The sequence below is a fragment of the Azospirillum argentinense genome, assembly GCF_000632475.1.
Lineage (GTDB): Bacteria > Pseudomonadota > Alphaproteobacteria > Azospirillales > Azospirillaceae > Azospirillum > Azospirillum baldaniorum.
Genome location: NZ_CP007795.1, coordinates 145,637 through 159,318, shown reverse-complemented (window position 1 = coordinate 159,318; position 13,682 = coordinate 145,637). Strand labels below are relative to the sequence as shown.

Genomic DNA, 13,682 nt, shown 5'->3' with positions numbered 1-13,682 from the left:
GGTGATGGGGGTGCGCCGCTGCTGAACGCTCCGACACGCGCATCCTCCTCACCCTGACCCTCTCCCCGGAGGGGAGAGGGGATGTCAGCCAAAAGCGAGGATTCCATGACCAACGCCGAGTTCCCGCGGCTTGCCATCATCGGCTGCGGCAGCATCGTGAGCCATCACCTGTTGCCGGCGCTGCTCCGCCTGGGCTGGCGGCCAAGCGTGCTCGTCGATCCCACGCCGGGGCGGCTGGAGGCGGTGCAGGCCATGCTCGGCCGCAGCCGCGCCCCCGTCGCCGTGGCCGACTGGCGGGAGGCGGCGGACCAGTTCGACGCGGCGCTGGTGGCGGCCCCGCCGATGGTCCACGCGCCGGTCGGCCAGTGCCTGCTGGAGGCCGGGAAGCACGTCTTCATGGAAAAGCCGCTGGCCGTCACGCTGGCCGACGCCGAGCGCATGGTGCAAACCGCGGAGGAGCGCCGGCGCGTGCTCGCGGTCGGGCTGATGCGCCGCTACGTCAACGGCGTCCGTTGGCTGAAGGCGCTGATCGACACCGGCCAGCTCGGCCGTGTCCTGCGCTTCGAGGCGCGGGAGGGCTTCGTCTACAACTGGGGCATCAGCTCGCCGGCCATGCTGCGCCGCGACGGGGCGGGCGGCGGCGTGCTGCTCGACACCGGGTCGCACACGCTGGACCTGCTGCTGTGGTGGTTCGGGGCGGCGGCGGAGGTCGATTACAGCGACGACAGCCACGGCGGGCTGGAATCCGACTGCCGGCTGTCCCTGACCATGGCGTCCGGCGCCACCGGAACGCTGGAGCTGAGCCGCACCCGCGCCCTGCGCAACACCATCCGCGTCCACGGCACCAAGGGCAGCGTCGAGGTCCATCTCTACGAGAACCAGATCGCCTCGGACGTGCCGCAGATCCTCGATTTCGTCCATGACGGCTTCTCGGCCAACCACATCCCGCCGCAGATCTTCGGCGACCTGTTCCAGGCGGAGCTGAAGGATTTCGCCGACGCCATCCGCGACGGGCGCCCGGCCGCCGTCGGCGGGCGCGACGCCCTGCCCTCCACCGCCTTGATCGAGCGCTGCTACGCCAGTCGCAAGCCGCTGGCCTTGCCCTGGGTGGACGGTCCGGCGCCCGCCACCGCTACCCGCACCGATGGTCCCCGCACCGATGGCCCGACCGTGGTGGTGACGGGCGCCGCCGGCTTCATCGGCGGGCGGCTGGTCGAGCGGCTGTGCCTGGAGCATGGCGCCAAGGTCCGCTGCATCGTCCGCGACATCGCGCAGGCGGTGCGTCTGGCCCGCTTCCCGGTGGAGATCGTCCGCGCCGACCTGCTGGACCGCGAGGCCATCGGCAAGGCGGTGGCCGGCGCCGACTGGGTCTTCCACTGCGCCTACGACGTGCGGTCGCGCCGCCAGAACATCGACGGGATGAACGCGCTGATCGACGCCAGCCTCGCCAACGGGGTGGAGAGCTTCGTCCATCTCAGCACCTTCTCGGTCTACGAACCGCTGCCGGACGGCCCGCTGTCGGAGGAGACGCGCGACGGCGACCGGGCCTGGAGCTATGTCCAGAACAAGCTCGACCTGGAGAAGATGGTGCTCGACGCGGCGCACAAGCGCGGCCTGCCGGGGGTGGTGCTCCAGCCCTCCATCGTCTATGGCCCCTTCTGCAAGCCCTGGACGAACGCCCCCGCCGAGATGCTGCTCAGCGGCACGGTGGTGCTGCCGCAGGAAGGCGGGCTGTGCAACGCCGTCTACATCGACGATCTGGTGGACGCGATGATCGCGGCGACCCGCAGCCCCCAGGCCATCGGGGAGCGCTTCGTGATCTCCGGCCCCGACGCCCCGCCCTGGGCCGCCGTCTTCGGACGCTTCCAGGAGGCGCTGGGCGTGGACAGCCTGCGCTTCCAACCCGCCGCGGTCATCCGCAAGGAGATGAAGAGCCTGCGGCGCGACATCGCCATGGTGCTTCAGGACCCCAAGAAGATCATCCAGATCATCGTGCGTTGGCGCCCGGCCCGCCGGGTGCTTCAGGGCGGGTTCGACAGCCTGCCGCCGCGGCTGCGCCATTTCGTGATGGTCCACTACTTCCTGAAGAAGAAGGTCAGCCGCAACCAGCTCTGGCTGCCCGACGCGCAGAAGCTGGCGCTCTATCAGGCCAAGGCGCTCATCGACCTGACCAAGGCGCGGCGCCTGCTCGGTTACGAGCCCCGCTTCACCTTCGAGGACGGCATGGCGCTGACCGCGGACTATCTGCGCTGGGCCTACCGCGACGTGCCGCGCACCGCCCCAGCCGCACCAGCCGCCGCACGGCCCGCCAATGAAGACCGTCAGCCCGCTCCCCTGCCCGCCCCCACCGAGACGACACGGGTCGGCAGCGCATGAGGATGATCCCGGCGTCACTCGTCCGCAGCTTCTGGACCCTCGCCGACCAGGGCGTGGTCAGCCTGGGCATGTTCGCCATCAACATCCAGCTCGCCCGGACCTTCCCGTCGCAGGAATACGGGACCTTCGTCTTCTTCCTGTCGGTCCTGCTGGCGCTTCAGGTCGTCAACGTCAGCCTGATCCAATACCCGCTCTCGGTGGACGGCACCGTGCTGGACCCGACCAAACGCCGGACCCTGGCGGGAAGCGCCGTGCTGCTCACCGCCGGATCGCTGCTGCCCCTGTCCGGGCTGCTGGCCCTGGTCGGCTATGGGCTCGGCATGCCGGAGATGATCGGCCCGACCGTGCTCTATTTCATCGTCTGGCAGGTGCAGGAGATCGGGCGGCGCGGGCTGATGGCCGGGCTGAAGCACGATCAGGCGTTGTGGGGCGACAGCCTGACCTATCTGGGCCAGGTGGTGGTGCTGAACCTGATGGCGCTCGGCGGCCATCTGACGCTGGAGCGCGTGTTCGTCGCCATGACGGGACCGGCGCTGGCCGGGGCGGTCGTGCATTTCTCCATACTGCGCCCCGGCTTCGGCGGCCTCTCGGATCTGCCCGCGGTGTGCCGCCGTTTCTGGTCCATCGGGCATTGGGCGCTCGCCAACAACCTGTTCCTGATGCTGCGGGTGCAGAGCCTCGTCTGGCTGATGGCGGCGATGGACGGCATGGCCTCCACCGCCGCGTTCCAGGCGGTGGTCAATCTGGTGAACATCGCCAACCCGATCATCATCGGCATGGGCAACCTCGTCCCGCAGGTTGCCGCAAGGGGACGAAGCGCCATGCCGGACGGCGGCGGCGCCCCTCATCCGGACGAGAAGGCGTGGCTGGCGATCCGCGGCTACGTCGTCATCGGCGCGGCACCGCTGCTGGTCTATTACAGCCTCGCCCTGCTGATCCCCGATCAGGTGCTGCACATCGTCTATGGCACGGCCTCGCCCTACGCGGACCAGGAACTGCCGCTGCGCCTGCTCTCCATCGGGGCGCTGACCGGCTATCTGGCGGAGATGGTCTGCTCCTACTTCTACGGCGTGCAGCGCAGCCAGTTCGCGCTCGTGGTGAACGTCGTCGGGACGCTGGCCGTGTTCGCGGCGGTCGGGCCGCTGGCGGCGATGTACGGCGTCGCCGGGGTGTGCATGGCCCTGCTCTTCTCCAGCGTGCTGCGCGTCGGCGCGGCCCAATACTACCTCTCCAAGACGAGGACCGCCCATGTCGCCCGCTGACGGCAGCGCCGGACTGGCCTTCGAGGATACCGGACTGCGCCCGCTCGACCTCCGGCACGTCGTGATCCAGCCGGCCATCGCCCACCCCTCCTCGGCGAACGGGCTGCACAACGTGGTGCGCTGCCTGATCGCGGAGCAGCGCGCCATGGGCGACGACGCCCGGCTGTTCCTGTTCTCCGACGATCCGGACGCCCTGACCGGCATTCCGGCGGACTGTCCTGCGCAGCGCTTCCCCCTCGGCGGACCGCGGCTGTCCGGACGGTCGCTTACCATCGCGGGGGCGACGCTGGACCGCCTGCTGGACGGCGCCGGGCCGGACACGGTGGTGCACATCCACGGCGCCGTGAAGCCTCTGTTCGCGGCGCTCGCCCGCGGGCTCCACCGGCGCGGCGTCGCCTATGGCGTGACGCTGCACGGCCAGTGCTCCCACGTCTATGACGGCGCGGGCCGGGTGCGTCGGCGCCTGCCCGCCGCGTGGCTGCGCGTCGTCGACGGCCCCGCCCTCGCCCGCGCCCGCTTCGTCCACGCCATCACGGAGGACGAGGCGGCCATCGTCCGCCGGGTGGCCCCCGGCGCCGCCGTCCGCCTCCTGCCCAACACCGCCTGGTCGGCGCGGCGCGGCGGCCTTCCCGCCGCCGTTCCGCGCGCCGCCCCGGACGGGAACCGGCTGACCTTCGGCTATTGCGCGCGCTACGAGATCGACCACAAGGGCGTGGACCTGCTGATCGACGGCTTCGCCGCCTACCGCCGGGCCGGCGGGCGCGGGGTGCTGGAGCTGGCAGGGTCCGGCCCAGCCCGCGCCGAGCTGGAGCGGCGCGCACAGGCCCACGGCCTCGGCACCGACATCCGCATCCACGGGCCGGTCTTCGGGCCGGAGAAGGCAGCGATGATGGCGGGCTGGCACTACTTCGTCCTGACCTCGCGCTACGACGTGATGCCCACCGGCTGCCTGGAGGCTGCCCTGTCCGGCCTGCCGCTGATCGTGACGCGGGAAACCGGTCTCGTCCCCTATGTGGACGGTCACCGCGCCGGTTTCGGCATCCCGGACCTGACGGCCGGGGCGGTGGCCGACGCGCTGGCGCAGGCCGAGCGGGCTGGCCCCGGCATCTGGCTGGACATGGCGGCCAACGCGCACCGCATGGTCGTGGCGATCGGCGACTGGGGGCGGATCGCCGCCCGGCTGCGCGCCGCCGGCTATGGACGCCCGTCATGAGCGCCGTCCTCTCCACCCCCAAGCGCAGCCGGACACGGGCGGCGGACCTCTATCTGGGCTTCCTGATGGTGGTCCTTCTCGGCTACACCCTGGCCGGGCGCGGATTCGCCTACATCGGGATGCCGCCCCTCTTCATCGGAGAGATCCTTCTGCTGACCGGCCTGCTGGTCATGCTGCGGACCGGCGGCATCGTCGCAACGCTGTCCAGCCTGCCGGGAACGCTGCTGGCGATCCTGATCGTCTGGGTCCTGGCGCGCACCATCCCGTTCCTCGGCCTCTACAGCTTCGACGCCCTGCGCGACAGCGTGATCGTCATGTACGGCCTGTTCGCCTTCATCATTGTCGTCGTGCTGTACGACGAGCCGGAGCGTTTGCGCCGCCTCGTGCTGGCCTATGGCAGCTTCGCGGTGCTGTTCGTGTCGATCATGCCGATCGTCTATCCGGGCTACCAGCTGCTCCAGTCGCAGATTCCCATCTGGCCGCGCTACAACGTCCCGCTGATCAGCCTGCGTCCGGGCGAGGTCGGCGTGCATTTCGCCGGGATCGCGCTGTTCGTCCTGCTCGGATTCCGCCGCCTCGGCCCGGTGCAGCTGGCGTTGCTGGTGGTCGGGATCGCGATGGTCGCCGCGCACAGCCGTGGCGGGACGCTCGCCATCGTCGTGCCGCTGTGCATCGCCCTGGCCATGGTGCCGCGCAGCCGCCAGCTCGCCCCGCTGCTGATGATCGCCGCGGCCATCGTGACCATCGCGGCCCTGCTGAATGTGGAAATCGAGGTGTCGTCGCGGAAATTGTCGGTCGACCAGATCGCCACCAACCTGATGAGCATCGCGGGCTCCGCCGAGACCGCCGGTCTGGACGGCACCAAGCAATGGCGCATCATGTGGTGGGACAAGATCGTCAACTACACCGTTCACGGCGACTATTTCTGGAACGGCAAGGGGTTCGGCATCAATCTGGCCGACGATGACGGCTTCCAGGTCATCGACGAGGAGGAGGCGCAGGTGCTGCGCAGCCCGCACAACGCGCACATGACGATTCTCGCACGGTCCGGCGTTCCCGGCTTCCTGCTGTGGGTGGCCATGCTGGGAAGCTGGGTGGCCTTCATGGTCCGCGCGTTCCTGCTGGCCCGCCGGCACGGCGACCGCGCCTGGGCACGGCTGTTCGTCTTCCTGCTCTGCTACTGGCTGTCCATCGTCATCAACGCGTCCTTCGACGTGGCGCTGGAAGGCCCGATGCTGGGCATCTGGTTCTGGGTCCTGTTCGGGACGGGCATCGCCGCCGGTCTGATCCACCGCACGGAAATCGAAGGCCGGACGGGCGGACGGGCGCCGCCATGACTCTCCTGAGCGTGAAAAGGGCGGGAGCCTGCGGCCCCCGCCCCTTCCCATCCGTCCCTTGGATCGGATCAGCGCTTTACGCCGCGTGCAGCAGCGACGGGTCGGCGTGGTCGAGCAGCGGGTCGTAGCCGGCATCGGCCAGGGCGACGCCGTACAGGCTGTTCGCGGCGACCGGCATGTCGGCCACGGCCGCCGGAGCGGTGGCCGCCGCCTGCTGGGCCGCGACGTGGCTCCACACGCTGTCCATTCCCGCGTCGAGCGCCAGGGGCGCGGCCTCGCCGACCGGGGTGGCCGAGGGGAAGAAGCTCTTGTCGGCGTCGACCACCAGCGTGCCGCCCCACCACATCGACGACTGGCCCTTGACCACGTCCTTGCCGTCCAAGGCGCCCTTGTCGTAGGTGACGATGCCGTCGGTGGGCAGGACCGCCTTGCCGTTGATGGTGACCTTGTTGACGAACAGGCTGCGGTCCTGCCCGTTCACCACGGCATCGTTGTCGTACTGGATCTGCACCTTGTGCGCCTGGTCGGCGGACAGGCTGGTGGTGAAGCTGTAGTCCTTCGCCGCGGTGCCGGCCACGCCCTCGCCGACCTTCTGGCCATCGACCAGCAGGTTGAAGTGGGCGTTCACCCCGCCGGCCGCCGCACCGGAGGCGTTGACGGTGATCGTCGTCGTGCTGGGACCGCTCTGCGCCAGCGTGCCGCCCGCGGGGAACTCCTTGGCGGGGGCATCGACCACCAGCGTGCCGCCCCACCACATGGACGACTGGCCCTTGACCACGTCCTTGCCGTCCAAGGCGCCCTTGTCGTAGGTGACGATGCCGTCGGTCGGGTTGTGGGCGGTGCCGTTGATGGTGATCTTGTTGACGAACAGGTTGCGGTCCTGGCCATTCACGAAGCCGTCGTTGTCGTACTGGATCTGCACCTTGTGCGGCTGCCCGGCGGTCAGGTTGGTGGTGAAGCTGTAATCCTTCGCCGCCGTGCCGACCGTGGCGTCACCGATGGCCTTGCCGTCCACCAGCAGCTTGAAATGCGCGTTCACCCCGCCCGCGGCGGAGCCGGAGGCGTTGACCTTGATCGTCGTGACGCTGGCCGTGGGCGTCGTCGGGACGGTGGGCGTGGTCGTCGTGGTGTCCACCGCGAAGCCGGCGGATGCCCCGGCCTTGCCTGCGTTGCCGGCGAGATCGGTGTAGCTGCCGGCCTTCACCGCCACGTTGGCGTCGGTGATCTTCGTGTCCGAGGACGGGGTGAAGACGGCGGTGTAGGTGGAGGTGTCCACCGTCTTGAAGCCGCTCAGCGTGCCGCCCTTCACCGTGGTGTCGGCCAGCGCGAAATCCTTCACCGCCTCGCTGAAGGCGAAGGTGACGAGCGGCGCCTCACCCTTGGTCACGCTGGTGTCGGCGATGGTCACCTTGACCGTGGGCGGCGTGGTGTCGGCTGCGGCAGGGGGCGGCGTCGGAGCCGGCGGGTTGGTCGGGCTGGTGGGCGTGACGGTCGTCCAGCCGGCGGTGGAGGGGTAGGCCTGGGACAGGGTCGAATGCTCGTCCTGCGTGGTCGCGTTCATGTAGGCGGACCAGTTGTCGCCTTCCGGGAAGTCGCCCCAGCGCCAGCGGTCGCCGTCCGGCATGTAGTAGGTGTTGTTGTCCCACACGTTGCCGCCATTGAGCATGCCGGCTTCGTTGTGGTCCGCCACGCCGCCCGACTGGCCGTTGCCGTCCTTGGAAACGGTGATGTTGTCGTGGATCTTGTTGTTCGTGGTGGTGTAGGTGCCGAATTCCCCGGCGCCGCGATCCTGCTGGATCATCACGATGCCGTTGGCGCCCTTGACCCCGGTGATGTCGATCTTGTTGCCGTAGGCCTCGACCTTCTGGGAATTCTGGATCTGGATCGAGCCCCCCCACAGCCAGCCCTCGGCCTGCGGCTTGAATCCGTTCCCGACCAGAACGTTGTTGCGGATGACGGCGTCGTAGCTGATCTCGTGCGTGATGCCGCCGCCGCTGTTTCCGACCACGACGTTGTTTTCATAGAGCGCGCCGACGTTGTCGATGTCGGTCCACAGACCGAAGCCCGTGTTGTCGTGCGAATAGTTGCCGCGGACCACGAGGTCGGTGGTGTAGGCGAACTTGGTGCCGCCACCCTCCCAGAACACGTCGATGCCGGACCAGGCGCCGTTGCGCGCGACCTCGTTGCCTTCGACCAGGATCTTGGCCCCGGCGCCGCCCAGGCCCATCTCGCCGTTGTCGTGGACATAGTTGCCGATGAACTTGCTGCCGTCCTGCGCCGTGGCGCCGACCGCGTAGTTCAGCCGCAGCTCGTTGTCTTGGATGGTCCAGCCCACGTCGCCCTGGATGGCGCCGTGCTGCACCGGCGGAGCGTATTTCTCGATGACGAGGTTCTTGATCGTCACGTTGTCGGCGGTGCCGCTGAAGGCATGGGCCGTCACTCCGGCCTCGACCTTGTGCCCCGCCGGGTTGTCGCCGATGTAGATCTTGTCGGCGTTGTAATCGAAGTAGAAGGTTCCCGCCTTCAGCTTCGACAACGCGTCAACGGGGGTCAGCGGCTTGTCGTCGACATAGACGGTGTCCGGGTAGCCGCCACGCATCGCATCGGGGCTGGCCTTGTCCGTTTCACGGCGCTCGCCCTGCTGCGTCTGCCCACCGATGACCCAGCGTCCGGCACTCTCCTGGGTGAAGCCGGTCAGCAGCTTCGACCCGTTCAGTACGGCGCCCTCGGCCCCGATGAAGGTCTGGTTGTCCTTGGGGGTGATCGACTGGAGACGGTACTCGCCCGGCTGCAACCAGAAGGTCGCGCCAGCGGGAGCACCATTGACGATGGACTGGATGTTGGCGCCGGGTGCTATGACGATCGCACCAGCGGGGGCCGTCAGCGTCTTCGGTCCGTACAGGTTGGCCATATGTCAATGCTCTCTTGAGGTGTTATCTGCTGATATGAGTTTTTTGGCGGTTTCGCCCTTTGGCATATGCACCTACTACCAATTCGAGGAATGTTCCTGGCGGGGCATTTTTGTGAGATTCCCGGCATCTTTTTGCGAAGACTCCAGGAAGTCTCTGTTTTTCAAAAAGGAATCTTCCGTTTATCGAAGAGCGGAGAAGACAATGGGAATTTTTGCTTGCGACCGCTTGCAAGCTCGCAAGCGCCGCGCCGCGTTATCCGCTGGATGATGGCGCAAGCCCCTGGGAATATCAAAAACGCGGAAGGATCAGTCGCCGCCGAACTGGCGGTCGACCCACTCGCTCACCGCCACCGGATCGAAACGCAGGTTGAGCGGGATGGCGGCAACGGCGGCGCGGCAATGCTCGATGAAGGCGCGCTCCGCCCGGTTCATCTTGGCGGCGGGGTTCCACAGCAGATGGATGTCCACCGGCGCCACCCCCTCCTCCGGCGGCAGGGGCCAGAGCAGGCCGTCGCGCACGTCGCGCTCCGCCACATGGCGGGGCAGCGGCCCGATGCCCAGCCCGACGGAGATCATGCGCCGCACCTCGTCCAGATTGACCGAGGCGCCGACGATCCGGCTCTCGATCCCCTCCTGCGCGCGGAAGACGGCCAGCGGCGACAGCACCCCGCCGATCTGGTCAGAGGTGAAGGAGACAAACCCCTCGCTGCGCAGATCGCCCAGCGTCAGACCGGTGCGGCCGAACAGATGGTGCCGCGGCCCGCAATAGAGGCGGTAGATCTGGCGGGCGAACAGCGCGTGCTCGACCAGCGGGGGCGGCTCCCGCATCAGGCAGAGGCCGAGCGAGCCGGTCTTTTGCTGGATCGCCATGTGGACGTCGGCGCTCGCCATCACGTCCAGCCGGAAGGTCACCTGCGGGTGGGTGGCGTGGAAGCGCTCCAGCAGGGCGTCGAAGAGCAGCGACTGGATTCGGCTGGCTAGCAGGATTCGGATGTGGCCGGAAATCTCCTCGCGGATGTCGCGCATCAGGACGGCGAAGCGCGAGATGTTGCCGTAGATCTCCAGCACCTCGGCGTAGATGATCTCGCCGGCCTCGGTCACCCGAAAGCGCCCCTGCCCGCGCTCGATCAGGGAGCGGCCCATCTGGTCCTCCAGCCGCTTCAGGGCCTGGGACACCGCCGGCTGGGTCAGTCCCAGGCGCTGCGCCGCGCGGGTCAGCCCCTGCTCCTGCACGATCACCATGAAGGTGCGCAGCAGGTTCCAGTCCAACTGGTGGCCCAGCCGTTCCAGGTCGCGCGCCGTCATCGGGGGAAAACCCATCGCCATAAATCCTGCTTATGTCGGCAATGAGGATTATCGATTTGGCGGAGGATGAGAAGCTGAATTGTAATACGCCTGTCGTCAGCGGTCGATCCCCGGCTTCGCCCAACCGGGCAAAACCAGGGTCATAGTCCGAAAGTCGAAATCATCCCGGTTTCTTCCCGGTGATTTGCCGACCCACACGGACGACTGCGCGGCGGAGTGGTAAGAACGGAGTCGTCATGCCCGCATCCCACGAAGGTGGGCGGAGCATTGCAGCCGTGGACCGGGATGCGATCCTGGGCGCGGTGGCGAAGCTGCGCGAGGACGGAGTGAGCCTGCTGTCCGATCTGGTCCGGAGCCCCAGCCTGCTGGGGCAGGAGGGCCCGGCGCAGGATCTGATGGAACGGGTCTTCCGGGACATGGGCCTGGAGGTGGACCGCTTCGCCATCGACGAGGAGGCGCTGAAGGCCCAGCCCGGCTGGTCCCCCTCGCTGATCTCCTACGAAGGCCGCGAGAACGTCGTCGGCGTCCACAAGCCCCGGCGGGCGACCGGCAAGTCGCTGATCCTGAACGGCCACATCGACGTGGTGCCGACCGGACCGGAGGAGCTGTGGTCCGCCCCGCCCTTCGAGCCGGTGGTCCGCGACGGCCGCCTCTACGGGCGCGGCGCCGGCGACATGAAGGCGGGCATCGCCGCCTACGTGATGGCCTTCAAGGCGCTGCAGAGCCTGGGCGTCCAGCCCGCCGCCCCGGTCTATCTGCAGTCGGTGGTCGAGGAGGAATGCACCGGCAACGGCGCGCTCGCCTGCGTCGTCCGCGGCTACAAGGCCGACGCCGCGGTGATCCCGGAACCCTTCAACCACACGCTCCAGATCGCCCAGATCGGCGTGATCCGCTGCGAGCTGGAGGTGACCGGCCGCCCCGCCCATGTGCTGGACACCGGCGCCGGGCTGAACGCCATCGAGGCGGCCTTCCGCGTGCTGAAGCATCTGAAGGCGCTGGAGTCGGCCTGGAACCACCCGGACGGGCGGCATCCCGCCTACGCGCACCATCACCACCCCTACACCCTGAACGTCGGGCACGTCGAGGGCGGCGAGTGGGCGTCTTCCGTCCCCACCCGCTGCCGGATGGAGCTGCGCTTCGGCTTCCCGCCCGGCCGCGCCGCCGCCGAGGTCAGCGCCGAGATCGAGCGCGCGGTGGCCGAGGCCTGCCGCGGCGACTCCGACCTCAAAGGGATCGACGCGCGCGTCATCTTCCGCGGCTTCCAGGCCGAGGGCTGCACGCTGGACCCCGATCACCCGATGCTGGAGGCGCTGGACGCCGCCCACCGGTCGATCTTCGGGACCCCGGCGCCGAAGCTGGCCCAGACCTGCACCACCGACGTCCGCAACTTCCTGCTCTATGGCGACACGCCGGCCACCTGCTACGGCCCGGAGGCGGAGCGCATCCACGGCATCGACGAGTCCGTCTCGCTCGACAGCGTGGCGAAGGTGACCGCCGTGCTCGCCCTGTTCATGGCCGACTGGTGCGGCCTCGAATCCATCGATCCATAACGGTCGCGTGCCGAGAATCAACAATAAGGGGGCTTCAGACATGAGCAATCGTTTGCGTCATTTTCGCCAAACCCTGACCGCCGCGGCGCTGGCCGCCGCCTTGGCGGCGCCGCTGGCGCTGACCGTGCCCGGCGTCGCCGCGGCGCAGGAGCGCGGCGGCACGATGAACATCATCGTCCAGCCGGAACCGCCGATCCTGGTGCTGGGCCTCAACCAGCAGGGTCCGACGCAGACGGTCGCCGGCAAGATCTACCAGGGCCTGCTGACCTTCAGCTTCGACCTGAAGCCGCAGCCGGAACTGGCGGAAAGCTGGGAAGTCTCGCCCGACGGCAAGGTCTACACCTTCAAGCTGGTGAAGAACGCCAAGTGGCACGACGGCAAGCCCTTCACCGCCCACGACGTGGTCTTCTCCACCTCCAAGTTCCTGATGGAGACCCACCCGCGCGCCCGCGCCACCTTCTCCAAGTGCGAGAAGATCGAGGCGCTGGACGATTACACCGTCCAGTTCACGCTGAAGGAGCCGTTCGGCCCGTTCCTTCAGGGCTTCGAGGTGTCGTCGGCCCCGATGATGCCGAAGCACATCTATGAAGGCACCGACTTCAAGGCCAACCCGGCCAACGCCGCCCCGATCGGCACCGGCCCCTTCAAGTTCAAGGAATGGGTCAAGGGCTCCTACATCCATCTCGTCCGCAACGACGAGTATTGGAAGGCCGGCAAGCCCTATCTGGACGACATCTATTTCCGCGTGATCCCCGACGCCGCCTCGCGCGCCGTCGCGCTGGAGCAGGGCACCGTCCAGCAGACCCAGTTCAACGACATCGAGAGCTTCGACGTCCCGCGCCTGAAGGGCCTGCCCAACGTCGAGATGACGACCAAGGGCTACGAGTTCTTCGCGCCGCTGTCCTGGATCGAGATCAACACGCGCAACAAGCCGCTGGACGACAAGCGCTTCCGGCAGGCGATGATGCACGCCATCGACCGCAAGTTCATCCGCGACAAGATCTGGTTCGGCCTCGGCCGCCCGGCCACCGGCCCGGTGAACTCGGTCACCCGCTTCCACGAGGCCAACGTCAAGAAGTACGACTTCGACCCGAAGAAGGCCGAGGCGCTGCTTGAGGAGGCCGGCTACAAGAAGGGCGCCGACGGCACGCGCGCCAAGGTCCGCCTGCTCGTCATGCCCTACGGCGAGACCTGGACCCGCCTCGGCGAGTATGTGAAGCAGGCGATGAAGCGCGTCGGCGTCGACGTGACGCTGGAGACCACCGACGTCGCCGGCTGGAACGACCGCGTGTCCAACTGGAACTACGATCTGACCTTCAACTTCGTCTACCAGTACGGCGACCCGGCGCTCGGCGTGTCGCGCACCTACATCTCGGACAACATCCGCAAGGGCGTGATGTTCTCCAACACCATGGGCTACTCCAACCCCGAGGTGGACAAGCTGTTCGCCCAGGCCGCCCAGACCAACAAGGACGAGGAGCGCCAGCAGCTCTACTCCGCCGTCCAGAAGATCCTGGTCGAGGACGTGCCGGTGGCCTGGCTGCTGGAGATGGAGTTCCCGACCTTTGTGGACAAGCGCTTCAAGAACGCCGTCACGACCGCCATCGGCGTGAACGAGAGCTACGACAGCGTCTACATGGTCAAGAAGTAACGTCCCTCAGTCCCCTCTCCCCTCTGGGGAGAGGGTTAGGGTGAGGGGGTCGTGGGGACACAGGAGAGTTCGGCAAT

Annotated in this window: 8 protein-coding genes; 6 read left to right on the top strand and 2 right to left on the bottom strand. The window is 68.0% G+C overall.

The genetic code is table 11. The features are described 5' to 3' along the window. Window positions 1-81: 81 nt before the first annotated feature. The 4 genes from ABAZ39_RS23285 to ABAZ39_RS23270 are packed head-to-tail and all read left to right on the top strand — an operon-like array spanning window position 82 to window position 6,188. The gene (locus ABAZ39_RS23285; protein ID WP_051658440.1) at window positions 82-2,376 is read left to right on the top strand and encodes an NAD-dependent epimerase/dehydratase family protein; all 2,295 of its coding nucleotides are present in this window, start codon (window positions 82-84) and stop codon (window positions 2,374-2,376) included. Then, the gene (locus ABAZ39_RS23280) at window positions 2,373-3,638 is read left to right on the top strand and encodes a lipopolysaccharide biosynthesis protein (RefSeq protein WP_081863277.1); all 1,266 of its coding nucleotides are present in this window, start codon (window positions 2,373-2,375) and stop codon (window positions 3,636-3,638) included. Before ABAZ39_RS23285 ends, ABAZ39_RS23280 begins: the two co-directional genes overlap by 4 nt. Further along, entirely contained in the window at window positions 3,625-4,851 is a 1,227-nt protein-coding gene (locus ABAZ39_RS23275; RefSeq protein ID WP_051658438.1) for a glycosyltransferase family 4 protein, read from the top strand. Before ABAZ39_RS23280 ends, ABAZ39_RS23275 begins: the two co-directional genes overlap by 14 nt. Continuing rightward, a complete protein-coding gene (locus tag ABAZ39_RS23270) occupies window positions 4,848-6,188 on the top strand; it encodes an O-antigen ligase family protein (RefSeq protein WP_051658437.1) in 1,341 nt (446 codons plus the stop codon). The genes ABAZ39_RS23275 and ABAZ39_RS23270 overlap by 4 nt, the downstream gene beginning before the upstream one ends. Before the next feature lie 76 nt (window positions 6,189-6,264). Here the strand turns inward: ABAZ39_RS23270 and ABAZ39_RS33325 are convergent, their stop codons facing one another. Both ABAZ39_RS33325 and ABAZ39_RS23255 read right to left on the bottom strand, forming a co-directional pair. Next, window positions 6,265-9,099: a carbohydrate-binding domain-containing protein gene (locus tag ABAZ39_RS33325; protein ID WP_051658436.1), complete on the bottom strand. Its 2,835-nt coding sequence runs from the start codon at window positions 9,097-9,099 to the stop codon at window positions 6,265-6,267. 306 nt (window positions 9,100-9,405) lie between these two features. Then, window positions 9,406-10,404, bottom strand: coding sequence for a LysR family transcriptional regulator (locus ABAZ39_RS23255; protein WP_040136172.1), 999 nt, complete (start codon window positions 10,402-10,404; stop codon window positions 9,406-9,408). A 275-nt stretch (window positions 10,405-10,679) separates the two neighbouring features. Here ABAZ39_RS23255 and ABAZ39_RS23250 point away from each other — a divergent pair, with 275 nt between their 5' ends. Beyond that, window positions 10,680-11,954 (top strand): M20 family metallopeptidase, encoded by a 1,275-nt coding sequence (locus ABAZ39_RS23250; RefSeq protein WP_081863276.1) that lies wholly within the window; start codon window positions 10,680-10,682, stop codon window positions 11,952-11,954. A gap of 40 nt (window positions 11,955-11,994) precedes the next feature. Further along, window positions 11,995-13,605 (top strand): ABC transporter substrate-binding protein, encoded by a 1,611-nt coding sequence (locus ABAZ39_RS23245; protein WP_040136170.1) that lies wholly within the window; start codon window positions 11,995-11,997, stop codon window positions 13,603-13,605. Window positions 13,606-13,682 lie beyond the last annotated feature (77 nt).

Coding starts and splice junctions, on each gene's coding strand:
- ABAZ39_RS23280 (WP_081863277.1), top strand. CDS start 2,373: ATGAGGATGATCCCGGCGTCACTCGTCCGCAGCTTCTGGACCCTCGCC.
- ABAZ39_RS23245 (WP_040136170.1), top strand. CDS start 11,995: ATGAGCAATCGTTTGCGTCATTTTCGCCAAACCCTGACCGCCGCGGCG.
- ABAZ39_RS33325 (WP_051658436.1), bottom strand. CDS start 9,099: ATGGCCAACCTGTACGGACCGAAGACGCTGACGGCCCCCGCTGGTGCG.
- ABAZ39_RS23270 (WP_051658437.1), top strand. CDS start 4,848: ATGAGCGCCGTCCTCTCCACCCCCAAGCGCAGCCGGACACGGGCGGCG.
- ABAZ39_RS23275 (WP_051658438.1), top strand. CDS start 3,625: ATGTCGCCCGCTGACGGCAGCGCCGGACTGGCCTTCGAGGATACCGGA.
- ABAZ39_RS23285 (WP_051658440.1), top strand. CDS start 82: ATGTCAGCCAAAAGCGAGGATTCCATGACCAACGCCGAGTTCCCGCGG.
- ABAZ39_RS23255 (WP_040136172.1), bottom strand. CDS start 10,404: ATGACGGCGCGCGACCTGGAACGGCTGGGCCACCAGTTGGACTGGAAC.